At 41.1% G+C, this 21,469-nt stretch carries 22 protein-coding genes and 4 pseudogenes; 7 read left to right on the top strand and 19 right to left on the bottom strand.

The features are described from left to right. Positions 1-260: 260 nt before the first annotated feature. Positions 261-872 (top strand): hypothetical protein, encoded by a 612-nt coding sequence (locus tag Q3O12_RS00265; protein ID WP_301668016.1) that lies wholly within the window; start codon positions 261-263, stop codon positions 870-872. A gap of 113 nt (positions 873-985) precedes the next feature. Here the strand turns inward: Q3O12_RS00265 and Q3O12_RS00260 are convergent, their stop codons facing one another. Both Q3O12_RS00260 and Q3O12_RS00255 read right to left on the bottom strand, forming a co-directional pair. Next, positions 986-1,114 (bottom strand): FeoB-associated Cys-rich membrane protein, encoded by a 129-nt coding sequence (locus tag Q3O12_RS00260; RefSeq protein WP_003756918.1) that lies wholly within the window; start codon positions 1,112-1,114, stop codon positions 986-988. Then, positions 1,111-1,968, bottom strand: a pseudogene (locus tag Q3O12_RS00255) (nucleoside recognition domain-containing protein); the annotation flags it as partial. The gene Q3O12_RS00260 and the pseudogene Q3O12_RS00255, both read right to left, overlap by 4 nt. Before the next feature lie 107 nt (positions 1,969-2,075). Here Q3O12_RS00255 and Q3O12_RS00250 point away from each other — a divergent pair. From Q3O12_RS00250 to Q3O12_RS10915, 4 genes and pseudogenes are all read left to right on the top strand, one after another. Further along, positions 2,076-3,830, top strand: coding sequence for a hypothetical protein (locus Q3O12_RS00250; RefSeq protein WP_301668801.1), 1,755 nt, complete (start codon positions 2,076-2,078; stop codon positions 3,828-3,830). Positions 3,831-3,884: 54 nt separating this feature from the next. Beyond that, positions 3,885-4,073 (top strand): annotated as a pseudogene (locus Q3O12_RS00245) (IS5/IS1182 family transposase); the annotation flags it as partial. Positions 4,074-4,120: 47 nt separating this feature from the next. Further along, positions 4,121-4,435: pseudogene (locus tag Q3O12_RS00240) on the top strand (hypothetical protein); the annotation flags it as partial. Between the two features lie 27 nt (positions 4,436-4,462). Continuing rightward, a pseudogene (locus Q3O12_RS10915) lies at positions 4,463-4,612 on the top strand (IS5/IS1182 family transposase); the annotation flags it as partial. 238 nt (positions 4,613-4,850) lie between these two features. Here Q3O12_RS10915 and Q3O12_RS00235 read toward each other — a convergent pair. The 6 genes from Q3O12_RS00235 to Q3O12_RS00210 all read right to left on the bottom strand — a co-directional run bounded on the left by Q3O12_RS00235 (position 4,851) and on the right by Q3O12_RS00210 (position 9,585). Continuing rightward, positions 4,851-5,231, bottom strand: coding sequence for a hypothetical protein (locus Q3O12_RS00235; protein WP_301668017.1), 381 nt, complete (start codon positions 5,229-5,231; stop codon positions 4,851-4,853). Next, complete coding sequence (locus Q3O12_RS00230; protein ID WP_301668018.1) at positions 5,228-5,443, bottom strand: hypothetical protein; 216 nt, start codon at positions 5,441-5,443, stop codon at positions 5,228-5,230. Before Q3O12_RS00230 ends, Q3O12_RS00235 begins: the two co-directional genes overlap by 4 nt. A gap of 1,029 nt (positions 5,444-6,472) precedes the next feature. Continuing rightward, positions 6,473-7,372, bottom strand: coding sequence for a hypothetical protein (locus Q3O12_RS00225; RefSeq protein ID WP_301668800.1), 900 nt, complete (start codon positions 7,370-7,372; stop codon positions 6,473-6,475). Positions 7,373-7,878: 506 nt separating this feature from the next. After that, on the bottom strand, positions 7,879-8,943 hold the full coding sequence (locus Q3O12_RS00220; protein ID WP_308447776.1) for a TniQ family protein: 1,065 nt from the start codon (positions 8,941-8,943) through the stop codon (positions 7,879-7,881). Between the two features lie 83 nt (positions 8,944-9,026). Next, entirely contained in the window at positions 9,027-9,272 is a 246-nt protein-coding gene (locus Q3O12_RS00215; RefSeq protein ID WP_025458215.1) for a hypothetical protein, read from the bottom strand. Continuing rightward, positions 9,229-9,585 carry a hypothetical protein gene (locus Q3O12_RS00210; protein WP_025458216.1) on the bottom strand — a complete coding sequence of 119 codons (357 nt, stop codon included), beginning with the start codon at positions 9,583-9,585 and terminating at the stop codon, positions 9,229-9,231. The genes Q3O12_RS00215 and Q3O12_RS00210 overlap by 44 nt, the downstream gene beginning before the upstream one ends. Positions 9,586-10,622: 1,037 nt before the next feature. Here Q3O12_RS00210 and Q3O12_RS00205 point away from each other — a divergent pair. Continuing rightward, a complete protein-coding gene (locus Q3O12_RS00205) occupies positions 10,623-10,784 on the top strand; it encodes a hypothetical protein (RefSeq protein WP_159068594.1) in 162 nt (53 codons plus the stop codon). Positions 10,785-11,086: 302 nt separating this feature from the next. Continuing rightward, positions 11,087-11,890: a Fic family protein gene (locus tag Q3O12_RS00200; protein ID WP_301668025.1), complete on the top strand. Its 804-nt coding sequence runs from the start codon at positions 11,087-11,089 to the stop codon at positions 11,888-11,890. Here Q3O12_RS00200 and Q3O12_RS10815 read toward each other — a convergent pair. The 11 genes from Q3O12_RS10815 to Q3O12_RS00150 form a co-directional block, all read right to left on the bottom strand. Then, the gene (locus Q3O12_RS10815) at positions 11,868-12,038 is read right to left on the bottom strand and encodes a hypothetical protein (RefSeq protein WP_373323033.1); all 171 of its coding nucleotides are present in this window, start codon (positions 12,036-12,038) and stop codon (positions 11,868-11,870) included. The two genes, Q3O12_RS00200 and Q3O12_RS10815, sit on opposite strands and share 23 nt — an antisense overlap. A 319-nt stretch (positions 12,039-12,357) precedes the next feature. Then, on the bottom strand, positions 12,358-13,398 hold the full coding sequence (locus Q3O12_RS00195) for an RNA-guided endonuclease InsQ/TnpB family protein (RefSeq protein WP_118778775.1): 1,041 nt from the start codon (positions 13,396-13,398) through the stop codon (positions 12,358-12,360). 995 nt (positions 13,399-14,393) lie between these two features. Continuing rightward, positions 14,394-14,756, bottom strand: a complete 363-nt coding sequence (locus tag Q3O12_RS00190) for a Panacea domain-containing protein (RefSeq protein ID WP_301668798.1) — start codon at positions 14,754-14,756, stop codon at positions 14,394-14,396. 344 nt (positions 14,757-15,100) lie between these two features. Beyond that, on the bottom strand, positions 15,101-15,244 hold the full coding sequence (locus Q3O12_RS00185) for a hypothetical protein (protein ID WP_192880065.1): 144 nt from the start codon (positions 15,242-15,244) through the stop codon (positions 15,101-15,103). Between the two features lie 14 nt (positions 15,245-15,258). Then, entirely contained in the window at positions 15,259-15,528 is a 270-nt protein-coding gene (locus Q3O12_RS00180; protein WP_239990877.1) for a helix-turn-helix domain-containing protein, read from the bottom strand. After that, on the bottom strand, positions 15,461-16,267 hold the full coding sequence (locus Q3O12_RS00175) for an integrase core domain-containing protein (RefSeq protein WP_118778773.1): 807 nt from the start codon (positions 16,265-16,267) through the stop codon (positions 15,461-15,463). Before Q3O12_RS00175 ends, Q3O12_RS00180 begins: the two co-directional genes overlap by 68 nt. Before the next feature lie 183 nt (positions 16,268-16,450). Continuing rightward, positions 16,451-17,275: a LysR family transcriptional regulator gene (locus Q3O12_RS00170; RefSeq protein ID WP_118778772.1), complete on the bottom strand. Its 825-nt coding sequence runs from the start codon at positions 17,273-17,275 to the stop codon at positions 16,451-16,453. A 25-nt stretch (positions 17,276-17,300) separates the two neighbouring features. After that, a complete protein-coding gene (locus tag Q3O12_RS00165; protein ID WP_118778771.1) occupies positions 17,301-17,930 on the bottom strand; it encodes a TIR domain-containing protein in 630 nt (209 codons plus the stop codon). After that, positions 17,931-18,395, bottom strand: coding sequence for a TIR domain-containing protein (locus Q3O12_RS00160; RefSeq protein WP_118778770.1), 465 nt, complete (start codon positions 18,393-18,395; stop codon positions 17,931-17,933). It abuts the gene before it with no gap. Next, on the bottom strand, positions 18,392-19,804 hold the full coding sequence (locus Q3O12_RS00155; protein ID WP_118780894.1) for an SIR2 family protein: 1,413 nt from the start codon (positions 19,802-19,804) through the stop codon (positions 18,392-18,394). Before Q3O12_RS00155 ends, Q3O12_RS00160 begins: the two co-directional genes overlap by 4 nt. Positions 19,805-19,857: 53 nt before the next feature. Next, on the bottom strand, positions 19,858-21,066 hold the full coding sequence (locus Q3O12_RS00150) for an ATP-binding protein (RefSeq protein WP_118778768.1): 1,209 nt from the start codon (positions 21,064-21,066) through the stop codon (positions 19,858-19,860). Positions 21,067-21,469: the final 403 nt, after the last annotated feature.

Genomic DNA, 21,469 nt, shown 5'->3' with positions numbered 1-21,469 from the left:
GCTTGGGCGGTTTGCTGGAAGAAGGTGCTCATGAGAAATCCCCTAAATGTCTTGGTGGGAAGTTAGGGGATTTCGGGGAATTTTGCAAAGGTCTCAGATTGGGTTGTTATCTATGATATTTTGAATAATTTGAAGGATTCATTGGATATAATCGCCCCTACGCTTACTGAAAGTATCGAAATAAAATAAGGTCTCTTGAATGTTGAAATAGCCTGAAGGCTTTAGATGACAAATGAAGAATATTATAGGAGGATTTTTATATGGAAAAATTTGGTGTAAACATTTTGTATCATGGAACAAACTTAAAATTTAAGAAATGGAAAGTAGGTCATCAAGCACATAACAAAGGATATAAAGCACATTCCGCTTTATTTTTTACAACAGACAAAGAATATGCTAAGGGTGCAGGTGAAAATAAATATTTAGCTAGTTTTAAATATAAAAAAGAAGCATGTAAAAAAATATTAGATTTAAGAGATTGTTCTGATGATGTTTATGAAAACTTCAGGAACCATGTGATTGAAAAATACCCTGTGATTAATGAGTATTTTGGCTTGATATCCGATTCGTCTCAATGGAAAAAGTTCTGGCAAGAAGGTAAAACTTTTAAATTAGTTAGTCCATCTTCTGATCAGATTAAGTATCACTATTCAATTTTCCAAAGTACAAATAACCAATACTCTTGGAATTTTTTGCAGGGGAAAACTAGAGAATTAATAGAGTATTGGATTTTGGCTGCAAAAGATTTGGGATACAACATTCTTATTTGTAACGAATGGAATTCGTTTGGACTTAAAGAGCCTAAAACGTCTTTATGTATTGCTATTTTAGATTTAAATATTATCGAAGATGAGCCAGATTGGCTAAATTAAATAATAATTTCCTAAACATCTGATATAAGTATCTGAAGTACATTACTGTTCCAAATTAAAAAGGTCGTCTGAAACCATTTCAGACGACCTTTCTTCTTCCTAGCTATCCATATTTAACCGCAACCGCCGCATTTGCCGCAGCCGCTGCTGCAATCGCGTTTTTTCGGTTTGAATACGAATTTTCGCAAGAGGAAGAATATGCAAGTGAGCATAATCAAGCCGACAATAATATATTGAGTCATGACGATAGTATCCTTGAAGAAATTTGGTAAACCACAAATGCGGCGAAGTAAGCCATCAGGAACAAATAGCCGGTAATCATCACCATATTTTTTGTGGATTTGGTTTCACGTTTAATCACTGCCAATGTCGCGGCGCACATGGGGGCATAGACATACCAAGCCAAGAAGGCGAAGGCGAAGGCGAAGGCGATCGGCAGGCCCCAGTTGTTGTGTATGATCGGAATCAGCGCGTTTTGTACGGCGTCTTCAGACGACGCGCTGACGGCATAAACCGTACCCAACGCGGCAACGACGACTTCGCGCGCGGCGATGCCCGGAATCATGGCGATACACATTTCCCAAGTGAAGCCCAGCGGGGCGAACAATGGTTGGATAGCGTGGCCGAGCATACCCGCGAGGCTGTAGTCGATTGCTGCGCCTGTTGCGCCTGCGGGCGGTTGCGGCCAGCTTACCAAGCCCCACAAAACTACGGCAAGGGCGAAGATAATCGTACCGGCGCGTTTGAGGAAGGCTTTTACCCTGTCCCATAGGCTGGTCATGATGTGTTTGAAGTTGGGCGTACGGAAAGTCGGCAGTTCCATTAAGAGCGGGAATTGTTGCACGTTGCCTTTCATACGCGCCAAGCGTTTCATGATATACGCTGCCAAGGCGGCAGACAGGATGCCTGCGAGATAGAGGATGAACAGCGTCAGTCCTTGCAGGTTGAAAATTCCGCCTACGGTGCGGTCAGGAATGACGGCGGCGATAATCAGCGCGTAAACGGGCAGCCGCGCGGAGCAGGTCAGCAGCGGGGCGACGGCGATGGTAACGAGGCGTTCGCGCGGGTCATTAATCGTACGCGCCGACATCACGGCGTGTTAAAGTTACAAATTTCTGTCAAAAGATACAAATAAGTGTTACCTTATAAGACAAATCATTTATAATCTACTAACCTGCTTAATTATCTGATAAGGAAGTAGATTTGTCATATTTCAACGGTAATAATTTAGAAAAAGCTCGCTGGCGTTGTTCGCTTAATTTAGAGAGGTATTTTGAAGGTAAAACTCTTTTCGGTTTTTACAATAACGAGCATGAGTATGTCGTCACTTGGTATGAAAACCGTCTCTCTCTAGATAAATCTAAAACACTCGTTGAAGTCACTTTTATCAATTTAACTAATCCTACCTATATAAACAGGCAAACAGGCAAAAAATGCCAAAGTTTCTTTAGGATTGCTCTACCTATCAATTACCTGCATAAAGTTCCGTTCGGTAGCATTTGGAAAAATGGCAAATCGGAATATAAGTTCAAACTTAAAGAGTTCAAAGTTACCTTTTCAAAGAGTAAAGGATTGACTTATAAGCCTCTTTGGACGGATAAGGTATCTCATCCTTTTGAAGCAGACAAATATGTTCATTCTTCTTATTTGAATGGTTTTAAAAGGGATGGAAATCAGTTACTTGTTATTAAGCCTGAAGGTGAGGATAAATCCTATATTGTTCATCCGTTACATTTCTTTATGGCTCACTATGGTTATTCGAACGAGTTAAAACGCATATTGATTACAGATAACTGGAGTAAGGTTGAACAGAAATTACACCTAAATGAATCCTTTGAAGAAAAAGGCGTATTTATTCCGAATAATCTTTCTACGAAAGACGCGGTGTTTCTTTATCACTTGAAATATGATGCTTACACAAAAAAAGTTGTAAAAGATATAGCAACTAAAATTATCTTTTCTAAAAGTCAGAAAAGTCCAAAGTATCTTATTCCTTGTTGGCACGACCAATCCATTACACTTTCATTCTATGGTATTAAGCTAGGAAACTCCGTGCTTTGCTGCCAGATCACAGGAATTAGCCAACCGCGAGGCGAACCAATTAACCTTTATTACCATTCTGTGATAAAAACAAATAAGAATGGTGAAGAGCTAGATGGTAATAAACCTCAATATAGAATGAGAAAGTATGAACGAGAACACGATCTTGAGAAGCTAGACATATCGTTAGATAACGTAAATAACCTTGTGACGGCGGATGTAATTGAATACTTAAAATTACTTGGTGAACAACGAGAAATAAATCGTATTCAACTCACTCAAGAGAGCCTAAAAAATGGCAAGGTTAACCCCTTAAAATATGATGAACCAGTAAATTACAGTACTGGTGAAAAACAAGGTAAAACAGGTCTTACAGGTATTGCTAACTGTTTCTATGACATCTCAAACACCGATGAAATAGAAGGTAAATCACGTTTAGAAGAGGTTTGGGAACATGCTAAACGACTACGTTACGAGCAGAATGCTAACGTTTATTGGTACACGCCTAAACAAGGGTTTCATGAAAGCGATAACTTTACATTAGTTTCATTAGAAAACTTACTTGAGCCTTTAAAAAAATTTTATCCTTCGGCGGCATTGATATTACGCGTAGATGTACAAAGAAGAACATTCTTTGTATTAAGTTTCCCCGAAAAAGATGAAAAAGAGAACTCTGGTTTTAGTAGCATGGTTTACGAACCTCAAAATGTCCAACATTTTCTATCGGAAGACGGCAATGTTTACAACCAAGATGGAAACCTATTTAAGCTGTTTATTGAGGTGGTATCAAGTGGAGGGGTAAGCAGTGATTACGTTGACTCTAAGGATGGAAAAATGTCATCATTTAGACATCGAGAAGCTAGAAAGACGAATAATAACTGGGTTTGGAATGGTATCAAAAAATTAGTTGAAACATAGTAGATGAGACAATAGACCTCTTGCGAAAGTATCCTGAAGATTTACAATTCCCAAATGAAATACGAAAACCTCATCCAAAGAAGCGACAGGGAATTCAAACGGCTCACAGGTGTAACGCCCGTCCTTTTTCACGAAATGCTGAAAGTCACCACAGAAGCAGAAAGCCGGAAGGTCAAGTCAGGCAGGCCGCATACGCTCAGCTTGGCAGACCAACTGCTGCTTACCCTGAGCTATCTGCGTCATTAGACCTCTTGCGAAAATATTCATCCCATCGCATTAACCAGTCCTGCAATCAGATTTGCTGTTTTGACGAGTTAACATCCCCAACTACAGCACTTTATGCCGTTACCGTAACTGGCAGGCGCAAGATAACACTTTGGGCCGAATTACTGAAACTGATTAACCGAGACCTTTGCAAAATTCCCCCAAATCCCCTAAATTCCCACCAAGACATTTAGGGGATTTGGGGGAATTTTGCAAAGGTCTCTAACCACCAACTGACTGAAAAAGGCTTAAAAGCCAAGAAAGCATCCGCTACCGTTGTTGATGCCACCATTATTCAGACAGCCGGCAGCAAACAGCGTTGGGCTATAGAAGTCGATGACAATCTAAAACCCGTTATGTAATCGAACGAACAAGGTTTCAGTACGCTGTACCGTAAATTCCGCTATGCCCGGGCAGCCTATTTCGGTCTGAGTAAAGTGAGTGCGCAAAGTTATCTAGAGACGAAGTGTTTGAACCTATTGGCGCCTGAAAGGCAGATCGGATACCCGATAATTAGGTTTTCGGGGTGGTTAAAGGGGATATTTGTGGAAAATAAGGAGATATTTGGAATTGGAACGAAAACAGCCTTTGGGTTTCGGTTATCTAGTAAAAGGGCTATCTTGCAGAGATCTCGATATAATTTTAAGAGAATCACCAAATTTTATTTGTGCTGATTAATAAAAATACCTTGAACAGATTTAATCAAGGTCAAGGTATTTCTAGGGTATACAATAAACTTTAAAATCCTTAAAAGGATTAATTTATATCAAATATTATATCATCTTGTCTGGTACCAAATCCAGGTTTTCTCATAATTGTTATCACAATACTTTTATGAGATGTACCTCCGTCAGGGGTTACTTTTTTTTCAACGGCACAAGGGATGTGTATACCAGTTCTAGAACAGGATATGACGAAATTGTCTTTATCATTTAAAGCAATAACAGCCATAATATGTTCTGAAATAAAACGATTGAATAAATCCCTTAGTTCATTTAATTCAATTGGGGGGTTGTTGCGAGCGTCATTAACTCTATCTTGTGAGAAATGGAAAGTTAGAGCAAATTGTGTGGAGTACTTGGCAACTTTTTGGTTTATCTCATTAGTTAGGTTTTGTAAGTCAGTTGCAGTAATCATTTTTGCTCTCTAATACTATTGATCAATTTCTCTAATGCAACATTAAGCTCAGTATCAGACTGCGCGGTAACGCTACCGATGATTTTAGAATTTGTAATAGTTCCCATACGGACATCAAAATGCTTATTATCAAATGAATCTACGAGTACTACATTGTCATCATCATAAAAAATGGCAAAGTTTTGGGCAAGGGTCATGTCAAATTTAAACATAGCTCCTCCTTGTTGTACCTCTTAATAAATTAATTTAGGGATAAAATTATAAATTGTAAGAATCCCCGAGTTTTTAGCACAATTAATCTAAGAAAAGCAAAACTTAAGGATTCAAAAGGTGTATCGCCTTTTAAACGCTTATGTAGCTTAATTGCGTTATAAAAATTTATGAATCAACGTAGTTCCTTTTATTTGTGTGTCAAATTTCGAAAGGAAATATACCAAGCTACATTTATATCAAGGTGCAGATAATACATATTACCTTACTACTATTAGTTTGCAGATATGTAATATGGGGAAACTTTTACTAAAATATCACACAGAAGGGGGCTTAGCTTACTGATTGTGTGCAGTTTGCAACAAAAGTCATTGATGGCGCAAATAGATAATTCCTCAAATAGTGACTTTTTTCAAAAAAGGCAAAATATTTGGCAACAAATGCATTATTCCTTTAGTATAGTATAGGATTGTTATAGCATATGGACCTATTTCTAAGCTTTTTTGTGATTGCTTTTTTGACATTTGGTCAAATGCTCCATACAGAATTGGTTCTAGTTGTGACGATTATTAGTGCTTTTTTGATATGAGCAATCATAGCCGTAAATTTTTAGAATAATATGAATGATAATTCTGTTGTGTGAGAAGGCTATGGTTTTGTGACCCTATGTATAGGCATTCCAAACACGACTTGATATTAGTGTAGGGTAAGGCATATTTTTTGTGGACGCTCATTCTAGTATTGTCTTCCAAATACTGCAAGCAACACTAAAATCTTTCATGCATAAAAATGTTAAATTCAGATATTACCTTACTTTTCTAGGTCAATTCTACTCTAAAGCAGAGAGTACTTGCAACTCATATATGCGCTGATAGTAAACGATTGATGTGTACTCCGTTATAATTTTGAATATTAAATTTGGTTTTTAGGTTGGATCTAGGTAGATCTAGACAGTAATGTCAATTCTGTTGAAAACAGAATTGACATTTTAGGTTCAATGTTGCAGAAATAACAACTTCATCACAAGACTATTATTTTATCCGTTGGTATATGTCTTGTGGAAGGAAATAATCCTTATCTTCGCTACGGTAGTAGGCAATGTCATTAACCAATAAAAAACTATCTCGTTTTGGCTTTTTAATCTCTATACTATGTAAGCTGTATAGAACCACATAAACCAATTCGATTTGTTCTTTTTCAGTAAGTTCTGATTTTTTATAGAGTTCGACTAGCCTGTGAGAACAATGTTTTTTAAGTTGTTTAGTCTTAATTTGCTGAATCAGCTTACGATCGATTTTAAGCTCTAGGTGGTATTCCAATTTTAAGTGATTGATGAAACCTGTTATTGCTGCCGTTTGCCCTGATCTTCCCACAAGATACTGGTTTAGTTGCTCTTGTGTTGGATATTCCGTAACATTGTTGGCACTGATTAAATCTATCGCAGGTTGCAAGGCTAATCGTACTGATTTAAGTGAGGTTTTACCCTCATCACACCGCCGTTGTAATTTTCGATAATAGCTTGCGATACAAGGTACAGGATCTTTGAGCTTATTAAAAAGGACTTGTATGCGTTCTATTTCTGCTAAATCCTCTTTTAAAGCTTCGTCAATAACGATTTGATTCGTATCAAGTAACCAGCATAATACGGTTAAATTGGCGCGTAATCCATTCGGTTTAAAGTGCATGACTAACTCTGCGTAGTCAGGGATTTGCTGCCAAGTTTCATCACAATCGATGAAGAACCGTATGAAATTTGAACCTTTGTGCAAAGCGATGTTGATACCGCATTTCCGCATATGCCAGAAAATGAATTTCTTGTATGCGGTCTTTATCGCCTTATTGCGAAAGATGTGCACATTTAAACGAATCATATTAAATAACAAGGTTCGTTTTGCACAATCAGGGCAAACACTGCCGTAACCGGATGGCATTTCGCCTTTGCATCTCGGGCAATTTGAAAGTAACTGCTCGTCGCATTTCTTACAGAATTGCTTCTCTAGATTGTGAACCTTACGGTATCGGTAGCAATTTTTACAAGTAGCAAAAGTGTATCTACGGTAGCACTCTAAACAAACAGGCTTATTCGTTACCGGAGAACGATATCTATCGCGTGTCATTTTGCCGCATTCAGAGCATTCTTTTTCCTCACGGAAGTAACGAATGCATGAGGTACATACCGCTCCATAACGGCTTATCATACCGACGTCAAATGTACCTGCGGCTTTTCCACAACGTACACAATCCGTTAATCTCTCGCACTTAAGACAAATTTCGCCCCTGCGGTGAATGCGTTTTAGTTGGCCACATTGCTTACAGGTTTTCTTTTTGAACCATTGGGCATAGCAATTTCTGCAATAGCATTCTCCTCGAAACTTACGAGTAACTTGAGCTTTACAACAAATAGAGCAACTGTTTTGAGAAGGAATTTTGTTTATTTTCATGAAGCGATTTTTAACTGACGTTTTAAACGTTCCCATTGACGTTTCATGCTTGAAATAGAATTGGTCTTATTTTTTCTCGTTACCGTTTTACGTCTTACCGTTTTGCCTTCTGGTGCGTGTTTAAAGAGTGTATCAAGCTCCTGGGGGTAGCGTTCAAAAGCGAATGCCTTTTGTGTAATACCACTTTGCTGAATAGCTTGAATGAAATCCTCGTTTGATAATTTTAGGATTTTCATAGCATTTACGAGCAGGTTTTTACGTTCAGTAATGGGTAATTGCTCAAATGCAAGGGCAGTTTTGGTCTGGCATATTTCCGTTTGAGAAATACCGCATTGTTCTACAAATTTTGTAATCGCATGAGTTGATTTTGCAGTAGCAGCACTCCGAATGAGGTTGATGAAGTGGCGTAATATATCAAAATATACTTGAACATTTACATACTTCCCGAAACATTCACATGAATGAGTGGCAAACACCTTATCAAGAGTTTTCATTGTTGCTATTTCTGCTTTATTAAGTAGTGTAGCGACAATCTCCAATCTCTTTCCGCATTGATGGCAATAATTCAATCGTCGTTTCTCTGCGGTAAGTAAATGTGGTTGGTAAGGTTCGCCACAACTATGGCATTTGGATTCAAGTAAGACTTGATGTTCCAAACAGCCAAAATACCACGCAAAACGCCATTCATTACGCAAATAAGGAGTTTCTTCTAAGCAACAAGGGCAATAAGATTGACCGACACGGAATGAACGATTACGTGAACTTCTTGATATAACCCATTTCGCTTGACCTTTAATGAGGGTATTTTCTCTGTTAATTGGTTTCAATACGGAATAAAGCGAATGATTGGCTAAATTTACCTGCTGATTAAGTGATAATGCCGTAATATCTTCATAAATCTGCGGTGCTATCGGCTCAAATCCCCTATCTAAATCATAGGTCCATAATCTCCACTTATCCCAATAAAACCCAGTAAATGTAATCGGCTCCGTACCACAATCTAATGCGGCACGAATAAGCCATGAACTGATACTTTCATTCGGATAAAGTGGCGTTCGGATAATCCCTGATTTTACCCGATAATTTTTCGTAAGCCCTGCGTTGGTTGCACCCATGAGTTATGCTCGATAATGTCTAAGGAAAATCAGAATTTCACGCCGACACGAACACCGTATTCGTTGATTTTGGTAGGATCGACTCGGATGTTCTCGCCGTCTAAAACGAAGCTGCCGGATGCTTTGAAGTGACGGTGTTTGTAGAACGGGCCGGCTTCGATGCCGACGGTATCGGTAATTTGTTTGCCGATATTCGCACCTACGCCCACGCCCCATCCGCGTGTTTTTGCATTAATGTCGGCTGAAGCACAGGCTGTGGTTGCGTTGTGTTTCAATTTGGCGTTCCAGGTCAACCTTAACCTCTGCCCAAGGATTCAGATACCAGCCGCAGCCCAAATCGGAAGTCAGGTCGGCGTGCGCTTTGGTATAGAAGGCTTCGCGCTCGGCGTTGAGCGATCCTTTCTCATTAGCTACCGCATCTTTGTATTTTTCATAGCCCAAACCTAAACCGGTACGCAGTTTGTTGGCCTCACTGAGCTGTTGTGTGTAAGTATAACCGGCATACACATCGGTACGTTTTTCTTTAATGCCTTTGCCGAATGGTTTGTAATGTTTATATGGAGTTGCATTCAGACAAAATGGAGTCATAGTCTATTTTCTGAGGTAGGGCAGAATACAGAAAGTCTCGAATCTCAAGTAGCCTGTTACAATCGGCATTGTGATTTAGATATTTACGGTTATCCAGTGTGCGGCTGATCAGTGCCAGTCTGGAAACTACTATTTCAGTCAATACATCTTTTTCCATTAATGTTGCCATAATGACTGCTCCTTAATTAATATCTGTAAAGAACAAATTAGTATCAACTCTGATTTATAGTATGTCCTACAAGGCGTGGATATTTGGCGCAGTAGAATCAAGAACAGACAGATTTCTGAAAATATAGGAATTTAAAAATGCTGAGTTATTTGGAAAAAAGGGGTGTACAAAAATCTCAAATTCTGGATATATATAAATATATTATATATATATACCAATTATAAAAGAATAATATTTAATATTTATATAGAAAGTGCGTTACTTTCAAACACACTCAGCCAAAACCGGAACAGTAAAACTCAGTTTCAGTTGTCGATGACCGGAACACACTCAGCCAAAACCGGAACAGTAAAACTCAGTTTCAGTTGTCGATGACTGGAACACACTCAGCCAAAACCGGAACAGTAAAACTCAGTTTCAGTTGTCGATGACCGGAACACACTCAGCCAAAACCGGAACAGTAAAACTCAGTTTCAGTTGTCGATGACCGAAACACACTCAGCCAAAACCGGAACAGTAAAACTCAGTTTCAGTTGTCGATGACTGAAACACACTCAGCCAAAACCGGAACAGTAAAACTCAGTTTCAGTTGTCGATGACTGAAACACACTCAGCCAAAACCGGAACAGTAGGATTCAGTTTCAGTTGTCGATGACTGAAACACACTCAGCCAAAACCGGAACAGTAAAACTCAGTTTCAGTTGTCGATGACCTAAACACACTCAGCCAAAATAGAAACCGTTGACATCAATTCGTCGATGACTTCCACACACTTCAGCCAAAAACCAAAGTCCCATTTTTATCTCTAAATTTTTCGGAAAGAAAAAAACACTATAATGTTGGGTATTGATATGTGAAGGAATCCACCATGAACCTAAAAGCTTTCGATTTGATGATTAACTTCGCTCTAAAAGGAAACTTTGTTGTGGTTCTGGAAAATACATTGAATACGTTTTGCAAAAAACTTGAAGAGTCCGATGTTGCGGTTAGAGAAGCAGCTGCTACTTTGATAGATGAAACTTTATTTTGAGCCGAAGTTCTGGGTTAAAAACGGACTGATTGTCCGGAAAGACAGCTTGTTCGAAGGTGATTACATTTACGGTGCAGACGGTTGCGGGTTCTTGCCATCAAATTTAACAGAGTTCCGAGAATATTGCCGGAAACAGTACCAAAAGTTTAAGGACGAAGAAGTTTTGGTTAACCGATATGCAATCGATATTTTAGGCATGTCAGAGCCGCCATATGATGACCACCATGTGACTTCAGTCAAATATTTTGTTTAATAAAGTGGTATTCCCATGTGGTGTAGCTATTCAAACGAAGGAATTTAAAATGTCGACATACAGACCGAATTTTACAAATCAACGGCAGATTTTTTCGTTAACGGAGCAGGAATATTTGTTTGAGCTGTCTGGTCGACTGCCTTTATCCCTGCTGACTGATTCGTCACGCAATATTGAAGAAATCGGCATCGATTTCATATACAGTTCAGCACGACTGGAAGGTAACACCTACGACCGGCATGATACTCAGGCTTTATTGAAAATCGGTCAAACCGCCGCAGGTAAACCGTATTCGGATGCCGTAATGCTGGTCAATCTGAGGGATAGTTACGGCTTTCTGATGTCTTGCATCGATACGCCGGAACCGTTTGACTGGAAAGATTTTGTCAAAACCACGCATTCGCTGATTGCCGACAAACTGCTTGAAAAAGGGGCTGTCGGCGTTGTACGCCGTGGAAGTGTGAAAATCAGCGGAACCGAATATACGCCTTTATCCAATCCGGAGAATTTAACTGCCGAATTAGACTGGATCATACAGGTCGCCCGGAAAGTCGAAAATCCTTTCGACCGGGCTGTTTACCTGCATAACAATTTGGCCTACCTGCAATTTTTCAAAGACTGCAACAAACGCACTGCCAGAAACTGTATGGCACTCTCCTTAATGAGGGAGAAAATTTTTCCGTGCGTACTGGATTCGGACAGTTGTCGGGATTATTCATCCGCCGTTATTTCCTACTATGAGACAGGTGAATATACGCTGTTTAAAGAATATTTCATTCATGCCTACGAAAATACGGTGAGAAAATACGAACCCAAATCCGATCCGGAAATCATACGGGATTTTTCCATTTGAATTTACTGGAGGTATGAGTGACACGATGAATCCGATTAAAACAAAGCTTGACATCCTTCCACGCCTTTAGGCGGGGGAGGATGTCAAGATGTGCAGCATTATCCAGTATCAGCCGAATTCCCGCTTCCGTACTCTGGTCGGCGACCAATGCGCGTGCTTTAAGGGTGCGATGGGTTTCTTCGGATAAGGTATAAAAAGCCCGCCATTGACGCGGTGGGGGGGGATTGAGAGAATGTTTCGGCGTTACTGGAGTGTGCCGTTCAACCAGATTTACTCGGTATTACAGGCTTCGGCAAAATATAAAATTTAACATAAGGTGTATTATGCGAACTAGAATAAATATGTAAATTTCATATCTTGAATCTCCTCGATTGCGGATGTTTTTCTCTGTCTTTACAGGCTGACAGACCTTATCTGCCAACTGCGTACTACCGTTACCCATTGCGCACGTCCTTAGGGATGGACGGCTATTCTCCGACTTTGTACAGCTGCACATTTTTTCCAAAACTAGGGCAACAACGGCTGGTATTTTGCGGCGGTACGGCAAACAAAAACCCACCATTCCAAGCCAATTTATACGCTAACTGTCGCCTAAATTCATACCAAGATTGGTCTAAAATCGCCCGATTTAAGCCTGATTTTTGTTTGATGTTTTTGCCATGCTGTTCAGCATCGCCTTTTGCTGATTTGGACATATTCGCCACTTGCAAATCTTCAACGTACACAATCGCGTGGTTTCGGCTGATTTTGCTGCTGATTTGATGCAGGTAATTTTTACGAATATTGCTGGTTTTATGGTGGAATTTGGCAATTTTGACTTTTAACTTTTGCCAATTTTTAGAAAATTTGGTCTTGTTTTTGAAACGTTTTTGTAGTTTCGCTAATTTGCCTTTTAGGTTCTTAAATGCGTTAATCGGCTCAAAATATTCGCCGTTGGACAAAGTAGCAAAACGAACGATGCCCATATCAATACCGATTTCTCCGCCGTTGGGTTTTGGTGTTTCCGTCTCAAATTCTGTTTGAATAGAAACATACCACATACCGCATTTTTGGCTGACGGTTACATTTTTCAGGCTGCCTGAAATAGCTCGGCTATTGCGATAACGCACCCAACCAATTTTGGGTAAATAGATACGGTTATTTTGTTGCTCCAATTTGCAGCCTTGTGGAAATCTGAAACTGTCTTTTTCTCCCTTGCGTTTAAATTTTGGAAAGTCCGAACGTTTGGCGAAAAAATTTTTGAATGCACTTTCCAAATCTTTCAAACTCTGCTGCAACACTTGGCTGTGGCAGTCTTTAAGCCAAACTAACTCACGTTTCCATTCAGGCAGCAAATTCGCGATTTTGGCGTAGCTGAATTTAAACGATTTATCTGCTTCGTACTGTTCATTTTGATACGCCAAAGCCCGATTGAAGACAAAACGGGCACAACCACAGAACTGCTTGATTCTGCGGATTTGCTCGCCGTTTGGCATGATTTCGAACTTAAAGGCTTTGCGTATTATCATAGTGGTATGATTATACCTTTGATTTGTGTTTGTGCCTTATATCTCCGCCCTGAAGGACGGAGTTTTACGGCACAGGGCTGATAATTATTTTCTCACTCTGTTATCTACTAGGACATCGTACTGGAAGCCCAATATGATGTACCTACTGAGCTACTGTATGAAATGCTGGCAAATTTATCTAAGGGTATTATATCCCCAAAACATCCACAAAATCTGTGGATAATATTCCATAAAGAAGGCCACCTGAACTTCAGATTAATCATCCTACTATCAAATACGTTACCGGCGGTTTTGGTAAATTCAAAAAAACAACCATCTTTATCAGCACTCTAAATAAGAAAGTACGATTTGTAACTGTAAGGAATATATTGAAGACATTAAGAAAACCATAGATCCATTTTTCAAATGCTATTTTGGTCAACTTGGTGTAAAAAACCGCCGTTAGGCGGTTTAAAGTTGTCATTCAGGGATGTTGGGTAAGATAAAAGGCGGATGACTGTCAAAGCCTACAATTTTGATGAAGCCGTCACCAAGGATGTAGTGAAGAATATAGGCAGATGTAAAATCTCCGTATCTGCTGCCTTTGTATTCAGGAATGCCTATGTGGTAATGCCAAAGGTTATGCCGTTGGGCAAATTGTACTTTCTCCAACCATTGTGGGTCGTCTTTCGGTACGCTGTCGCTGGATTTGTTCCTTCCGGGCAAGCCGGTCAATCCGTTTTACTGGACGAATAGAATAAATTCTGCAATTTTTCTGCGGTCTTCTTTAGGGAAATTTTCCAACCCTTTTTGAAATCTTCGGCCAAAAGTACCTGCATTTATCGCTCCAGCCATTTTTCCAGATCATCAACAGTATCGAATTGCGGAATGCTGACAAAACTGCCATCAACAGCGGTTTTAAGTTTTTCCAAATCGAAATTGTAATCAGTCGGAGGCAAGCTATGGCGGAAATATTCGCGCAGTAGTGTAATCCCTATGATCTCGCCCTGCCGGGTCTATACCCACGGGGCTTCCTGATGGGTTTTATTACGTAATGCCCATGCCGTGTAGCAGCCTTGCTCTTTACGGACACGGTTGAGGACAACCAACTCTTCGTCCGCATATTTGTCCGGTTCGATATGAGCCGCAGGTAAGGGACTGCTACCGTATTTTTTGTAGGTACGATAAATACAGGGTACTACCGGCCCGTGCTGCCAGTGTTCGATATTTTCGGCAAAAAGGGGGCGGTCAAGTATAGCAAGAGAGTAGCCTTGTGCGTAGTACAACAGTTTTTGAAGTTTGAGATTGGATATCTGCTCCCCTTCCTCTTCTTCAAAAGGGGAAAGGAAGAAATCTGCCACATCGTGTGCGCTCAGCATTTTCTGTTCCCGTCGTTGTGTATAAATCCGCAAGCTGTTTCGTGTATCTGTCTGGCAATGCTAGCAGTGACAGTTTGTTAACTTTCTGCGTCTGCCCCAATAATACCCTTTAATTTGCATAATGTGAACAAATACAAAGAACAAACAAAGGGAAATTTTAAGAGGATGATATGTGATGAAAGAGTAAAAAACCACCGGTCCCCTGATAAGCACCGGTGGTCAAACACATTACAAAGATGTCTGAACGGCTCAGACGTTAAGATTCTATTGCAGTTTGAAGCTGAAAACAAGATATGGCATTACCTTCCTGAGCGAGCCAAGTCTAACTGTTTTGCAATTTTTTCTCAGTCTCCTGAATCTTCAAACTGATTCCGCATCAGCCTGGCTGAACCATTTTCAAATATAATTGTTGGCGTGTCTTGGACCTGATAGTTCACTGCGGCCACAAAGACTTTCTCCAAAACTATTTCTGATTTTTGGTGCGCCATGGTTTTTCCTTTACTCACTTCTTTAAAGTCGGTTTAAATATATCGAACTGATCCTTGTCACCCGACTTATGTTTGCGGTTATAAGCCCGTCTAACCTTACTTACCGTCGAAGGACTACATTTAAGTGCAGATGCTATCCCTGTAATGCTCACACCGTTTAGTGTGAGTTGGATAATCCTTTTGTGCAAATCTTCATGTAGGAAATTGTCGCGTTGTTTACACCATAGGTTGAGAAAAGTAAGCCTGCAAGACCTCAAACGGCGTATTGCCGCCCAGACTACCATGCGGCTTCACCGTGTTATAGAAGTTCACAAACCGGCACAGCTCCTTTTGCCGGTGTTCCGAGCTGTCGAAACTCTGCTTTTCATGCCACATCTCCATCCGGGTGCGGATAACCCGTTCCGCCTTACCGTTGGTCTGCGGACGGGCAACCCGGGTAAACTTTTGACCAATCCCGTTCTCGTAACAGGCTACACCGAAAGCATGGTTGGCCAAGCCTTTATATTCCGTACCGCTGTCGGAGTAAACGCACTCAATCAGGTATGGGCAGGGATCAATCAGGTGTCCGGTCAGTAACTTGGCGGCGCTGTCTGCGGTTTTGTCCGGCAAAATGGCGGCGTATAGCTCCCTTGAGAAATCGTCGATGGCGACAAACAGGTAATCCCGCTTATCGGTGGCTTTCTGCCCTTTGAGCAGCGGCAGCCGTTTGGTATCGAGATGTACTAGCTCTCCGGGGTAGGATTTATTGTAGCGTTTGGCCTGCCTTTTGAGTTTTTCCTGAATGCTGCGTTCTACCTTGGCCAGGCGTTTCATTCCGTACTTTGCCTGTTTGAAACGGTTGTTGGTACTAGTTTGGGGTTTGAGCAGTCTGCCTCTTGCGGCTTTAAATGCGCGGTAGATGGTGACGCAGCTGACTTGGTAGCGGCGGGCCAGGGAGGTAACGCTTTCCTTCTCCTGCGTGTAGGCCAGCCAAATAGCTTGGCGGTGGTGCGGGGTTAGACGGGTGTTTTTGTGCATGTTCATATTTCAGTATTCTCCTGGAAATACTGTAAACAACGCTACTGGTTTCTACACTAGGTCGTCTGAAAATTTTGTCTTGCGGTTGTTTGGCGCGTTTGGGATGCTGACAGTTTATAAAGAGAGAAAAGTGCGAGCAAGGTCGTCTGAAAACACAGTTTCCATGGTATTAAGCCTTGAACTTGGGATTCAGACGACCTTTTCTATTTTCAACCACTCAATCAACGCCTCTGCCGCCTGCGTTTTGTGGCGGTTGGGCGGGTAGTATAAGGCCATCGGCGGATAGACGGCGCGGGCGCGGGCGAACAGTTCGACCAGTGCGCCCGAGGCGAGTTCGTCGGCGACGGCGTAGTGCGGCAGCCAGGTCAGCCCCAAGCCGTCGAGGGCGGCGGTTTTGACAAGGGCGGTGCTGTTGAAGGTGAGGCTGGCGGGCACGATGCAGCGGTGTTGCACCAGTTCGGACGGTGTTTCAGGCTGCCCGTGGCGGGTGAGATAGTCGGGCGCGGCAACGACGCACATCGCCCGTTCGCCCGAAATCGGCACGGCAACCATATCCTGCGCTACGTCGCCCAAAGGTCTTACACCAAAATCAAAGCCCTGCGCCACAATGTTCGACCAACTGTTGTTAATCAAAATCTCCACATCGACTTCGGGAAACTGCGCCAAAAACGACCGCACTTTCGGGTAAATCAGGTAATAGACGGGGTTTTCGGCGGTGTTAATCCGCAGCCTGCCCGACACTTTGCCGTGCAAATCGCCCAACGCCGCCAGCTCCTCCTGAATGCCGCCAAACATCGGCGCAATCCGCTCATACAGCCGCTGCCCCGCCTCCGTGGGCGACATGGAACGGGTGGTGCGGTTTAACAGCTTGGTGTTCAGGCGGTTTTCCAAGTCGTTCATGCGGTGGCTCAACGCCGACGGCTGCACCCCGAGCGACTGCGCCGCCCGACTGAAATTGCCGAGCTTGACGACTTGGATGAAGGCGTAGAGGTCGTTGAAATTGCGGTTTTGCATGGGTTGGGTTCTATATCAGGATTAATTAAATAGACGATTGAATTCTGTATTTATCAGCGTTTTCTTTAATCTCAACAGCAGCATCAATCCAGCCATTTACATTAGATATAAAATGATCCCAATTGCAACGCAACATATACGATTGAGAACATATTCCATTTCTTAGTTTCGTAGCTGGATAAGGATACTGGAGATTATTCAGATTTTTTTGAATAATATTAAACAAAAAACCAGTTTGGTTGGTATATTCATAGCATCCATTGATGTCCGGCAGGGCAACCAATAGTATTGCATTTCGTTTACTCTTATTGAAAGCCCTTGTTTTATTTCTAAGTGAATAAGCAATTTCCCATGGAATCCACTGGTCATTTTCACTCACCCATTTTTCTTTCATATTAGGAGAAAGCAGTACAACCGTTACTGAGCTATCAAAAATTTTATCTGCTAGTTTTCCCTGAATAGTATCATCTTTAAAATCAGCAAGGCTTTCATCATCTTTTTCTCCTTTATTGATGTGGATACCATCACGATTGAGCTTAGCCTGTAAAATATCTACATAATCTCTAGCTGTTGTTGTATGAAAGATATCATGCGGTCTTAATTGTTTTACAGCTGAGTCGCTATACTTGTACGAAATAAAAATTTTACGTCCCATTTATTTATCCTCATCACGAATTTTAATTGCTTTTTCAACCAAATCTGCAATATTCTCTTTTATATCATCATAAACAAAATCGCTAGATTGATATTGAGAGTCAAAAATAGGCGCATCTTTGAGTAATGGATTACTTCCTCTTTTTGATGTTTTTCCATTTTGGTCTTTAAGTTTATGAATATAGACACCACAAATTCCTTTGCCTAATTCTACAGCTTTATCAATCTCATATTTAACCCATTTACGGCTAGCTGTTTTTTCTCCAATCAAAACAACTAAACAGGATTTGTCTTTTAAATTGTCGTCAATCCATTGTTTGATAACTTCCTCAGATTTGGATTTAACATCCTCCCAGCGATTTCCTTTAACTGGTTCTGAGCCATCTACAACGCCCATATTACGAACTTGACCAGCTCGCCAAGAATCACTATCGAAATGAAAACTGAAAAATACTTTACGTGTCATTTTCTTACCTCGCTTAAAATTTCTAAGATAGATTGTTTGATTTGTTCTAAACTTGCAGATTCAACAGAAATTTTACGAAAATTTGTTTCTGTTAAAAGACTTTCACTTGGAATACTTAATAATTCAACGCATAGTTCTTTTGCCATTGAACCCGTTGTAGCAACAGGGATTAATATATTTCCATTTCGTTTGGATATATCAAATTCTTCACGCATTCCATTTGAGAGAACAATGCTGCCTTTCCCATCTTTCTTATTCCCAAATATAAACAAAGAAATACCAGCATAAGCTATCATATCCTCACGATAAGCTGTCCATTGCTGCTTGCCTTGTTCATCTTGAGGAAATGGGCGCAAGATCAGGTTCTCTTCGCTTACTCTAACCTTTTTCTCCCTTAGTAAATAATCTAATGCACCTGAGATAACTGCACTTCCAATTCCTAACCCATATCCAGTTACAACCCGATAGCCTAATTTCAAAATTTCTTTTGTCAATTCCGACACAAAATTTTCAACATCAGCCTGATTGTAAGGAGCATAATCGGCTGCTGCGCCTGAAATAAAAATAGTTTTTTGCTTTAATTTTTTCTCAACCGTTTTAAGTAATTCTGTAATCTCATTATATTCATCTACTAATAGAACTTGAACAGAAACCCGATTTAAGTCTGCAACAAATAACTGCTGTTTTCGTTGGCGGTATTCAAAATCTGCCTGTGATTCGTTCTCTTCTTTTTGAACTTTTCGCAATATACAATAATGTTCTTTTTGATTTTGGCTGTGAGATGCGCGAACCCTGCTTAAAATGTAGTCAATATTTGGATCTGAAAAACTAAACCCTAAAAATAAGAAACGTTTATTTAATAATTCTCCTTTTAATAAAGTAAAGAAGTCTCCTCTCTGAATTAAATAGCGTTCATAATCATCTTTAATGATAACGGTATCTGTTGGGTGTTCTACATCTCCGTGCATTTTATACACAACCACATCTCGCCCATATTTTGTTTGCGATAATTGTTTTGTTTCATGCTTTACATCAACAATTTTTCCTATATTTTCTAATGATTTTTCAATGAGTTTATCGTAATTTGTTGTCCAAAAGGTATGAATTGGTAGTCTTGCTAAAATCTTATGATTTTCTGTCGGTTCCCCGTCCGATAACCGTTCTAGAATTAATTCATTAATTCTAGAACGGTTATTTGCTTTGCTATTAACATAGTATTGTGCCAATCCGATTAAATCTGTTTCTTTCTTTACATCTAGCCCTAAATCTTCGGCAATTTCAGAAAGCAGTTCCTGCCAGTTTACAAATCCAGCAGAAGCAGATAATCCTGCACCAGCAAATACGGCTAAGTTATGTTCAGAAAGTTCTTTAACTAATTCTTTTATCAGGCGTTCTTTAGTTAGAGTCATTGCTATCTCCCTTTAATTAATGATTGAATAAAATAAGGTTGAGTCCAAAATTTTTAATCTATATTTTCCACCAACCAATCCACCACATGCACCACCTTAACCCCATCCACTTCGCCGACGTCCATTCGATTCGCTGTCAGCACGGTTTTTTGATAATTGTCGGGCAGGTTGACTAAATTGCCGATTTCTCGGTTGCTGTTGTCGGGCAGTTGCATGGCGACTTGGAAATACTGGATTTCCGCGCCTTTTTTCGCCACGAAGTCAATTTCGGTGTTGTCGTAGCTGCCCACGTCCACTTGGTAGCCACGGCGCAGCAGTTCGATAAACACAATGTTTTCAATTTGATGACCGAAATTGTCTCGGAAAGATTTGTTCAGCGTGGCGTTGCGCAAGCCCGTGTCCACGCTATAATACTTGGCTTGGGTGCGCAAGTGGGCTTTGCCGCGCAGGTCGTAGCGGCGTGCTTGGTAGAAGATGAACGCCTGTTCCAGCAGGTCCACATATTTGGCAATGGCGTTGTTGCTTGCGCCCGTACCCTCGTTTTTCAGGGTGTTGGCGATGTTGTTAATGGAAATGCTGTTGCCTGTTTCACTCAATAAAAAGGCGGCGAGGCGGGTCAACACGCCGTCGTTGCGCAGGTTGGCACGCTCGCTCACATCTTTGAGTAAAATCGAATTGAAAATACCGTCCAAAATCGTGCGGCGCACTTCTTCATCTTCCACCAACGCCGTGGCGGGGAAACCGCCGCGCTGCACATATTCGGGAAAAAGTGTGTCCGGCACGCCGTCGAATTGGCGGAATTGCATATATTCTTGAAATGAAAGGGGAAACACGGGAATTTCCACCATTCGCCCCACCAGCAGCGTCGCCAGCTCGCCCGACAGCAGCGAGGAATTTGAGCCCGACAGATAAATATCCGCATCCAAATCCACCCGCAGGCTGTTCACGGCATCTTCCCAGCCTGCAACCCGTTGAATCTCATCAAAAAACAGATACATTTTCTGCCCCGCCTGCGCACGCTCCATCACATAGCGGTACAGCGTTTCGGCGGTGCGCAAGGCTTGGTGCTGCATGGATTCAAAGTTCAAAAACACAATCTGTGCCTCTGCCACGCCACTGGTTTGCAAATAACTGCGGAACATTTCCAGCACAAAAGTCTTGCCCGAACGGCGCACGCCGGTGATGACTTTGATAAATTCGCTGTTTTGGTATTTTTTCAAGCGGTTGAGATAAATGGGGCGGTCAAATACAGTTTGCAGCATAATGAAAACTTCCTAAATTTTGCTAGATTTTTTTCATTATAATGCAAAGCTAAAGGGGTTTTACAGGCTGATTTTCAGTATAGTGAAAATAAAAGGTTATCTGAAAGCCTGATTACTGAGTTTTCCTCACAACGGCATTGCCATTTCCCCTAATTATCAAACCAACACAAATCCCTATAATGCGTTCCATCGGCAGAATTTAAAATGAAACGTCTCATAACCACTTTATTATCAGCAATTTTACTCGCCACAATAGGAGGCAACGCTATGGCAGCAGACTACCACAACAACCCGTTTACTTTAACTTACGAGACCTTTGCAAAATTCCCCCAATCCCCTAACTTCCCACCAAGACATTTAGGGGATTTCTCATGAGCACCTTCTTCCAGCAAACCGCCCAAGC

It is taken from the genome of Neisseria benedictiae (genome assembly GCF_958267435.1).
Lineage (GTDB): Bacteria > Pseudomonadota > Gammaproteobacteria > Burkholderiales > Neisseriaceae > Neisseria > Neisseria bergeri.
Note: the sequence above shows the minus strand (reverse complement) of the source record. Positions and strands in the feature narration are given on the sequence as shown.

Excerpts from the sequence above, each read along its gene's own strand:
- Q3O12_RS00265 (WP_301668016.1), top strand. The coding sequence starts at position 261 with ATGGAAAAATTTGGTGTAAACATTTTGTATCATGGAACAAACTTAAAA.
- Q3O12_RS00260 (WP_003756918.1), bottom strand. The coding sequence starts at position 1,114 with ATGACTCAATATATTATTGTCGGCTTGATTATGCTCACTTGCATATTC.
- Q3O12_RS00235 (WP_301668017.1), bottom strand. The coding sequence starts at position 5,231 with ATGATTACTGCAACTGACTTACAAAACCTAACTAATGAGATAAACCAA.
- Q3O12_RS00230 (WP_301668018.1), bottom strand. The coding sequence starts at position 5,443 with ATGTTTAAATTTGACATGACCCTTGCCCAAAACTTTGCCATTTTTTAT.
- Q3O12_RS00225 (WP_301668800.1), bottom strand. The coding sequence starts at position 7,372 with ATGCCATCCGGTTACGGCAGTGTTTGCCCTGATTGTGCAAAACGAACC.
- Q3O12_RS00210 (WP_025458216.1), bottom strand. The coding sequence starts at position 9,585 with ATGACTCCATTTTGTCTGAATGCAACTCCATATAAACATTACAAACCA.
- Q3O12_RS00205 (WP_159068594.1), top strand. The coding sequence starts at position 10,623 with ATGAACCTAAAAGCTTTCGATTTGATGATTAACTTCGCTCTAAAAGGA.
- Q3O12_RS00200 (WP_301668025.1), top strand. The coding sequence starts at position 11,087 with ATGTCGACATACAGACCGAATTTTACAAATCAACGGCAGATTTTTTCG.
- Q3O12_RS00195 (WP_118778775.1), bottom strand. The coding sequence starts at position 13,398 with ATGATAATACGCAAAGCCTTTAAGTTCGAAATCATGCCAAACGGCGAG.
- Q3O12_RS00190 (WP_301668798.1), bottom strand. The coding sequence starts at position 14,756 with ATGCTGAGCGCACACGATGTGGCAGATTTCTTCCTTTCCCCTTTTGAA.
- Q3O12_RS00185 (WP_192880065.1), bottom strand. The coding sequence starts at position 15,244 with ATGGCGCACCAAAAATCAGAAATAGTTTTGGAGAAAGTCTTTGTGGCC.
- Q3O12_RS00180 (WP_239990877.1), bottom strand. The coding sequence starts at position 15,528 with ATGGTAGTCTGGGCGGCAATACGCCGTTTGAGGTCTTGCAGGCTTACT.
- Q3O12_RS00175 (WP_118778773.1), bottom strand. The coding sequence starts at position 16,267 with ATGAACATGCACAAAAACACCCGTCTAACCCCGCACCACCGCCAAGCT.
- Q3O12_RS00170 (WP_118778772.1), bottom strand. The coding sequence starts at position 17,275 with ATGCAAAACCGCAATTTCAACGACCTCTACGCCTTCATCCAAGTCGTC.
- Q3O12_RS00165 (WP_118778771.1), bottom strand. The coding sequence starts at position 17,930 with ATGGGACGTAAAATTTTTATTTCGTACAAGTATAGCGACTCAGCTGTA.
- Q3O12_RS00160 (WP_118778770.1), bottom strand. The coding sequence starts at position 18,395 with ATGACACGTAAAGTATTTTTCAGTTTTCATTTCGATAGTGATTCTTGG.
- Q3O12_RS00155 (WP_118780894.1), bottom strand. The coding sequence starts at position 19,804 with ATGACTCTAACTAAAGAACGCCTGATAAAAGAATTAGTTAAAGAACTT.
- Q3O12_RS00150 (WP_118778768.1), bottom strand. The coding sequence starts at position 21,066 with ATGCTGCAAACTGTATTTGACCGCCCCATTTATCTCAACCGCTTGAAA.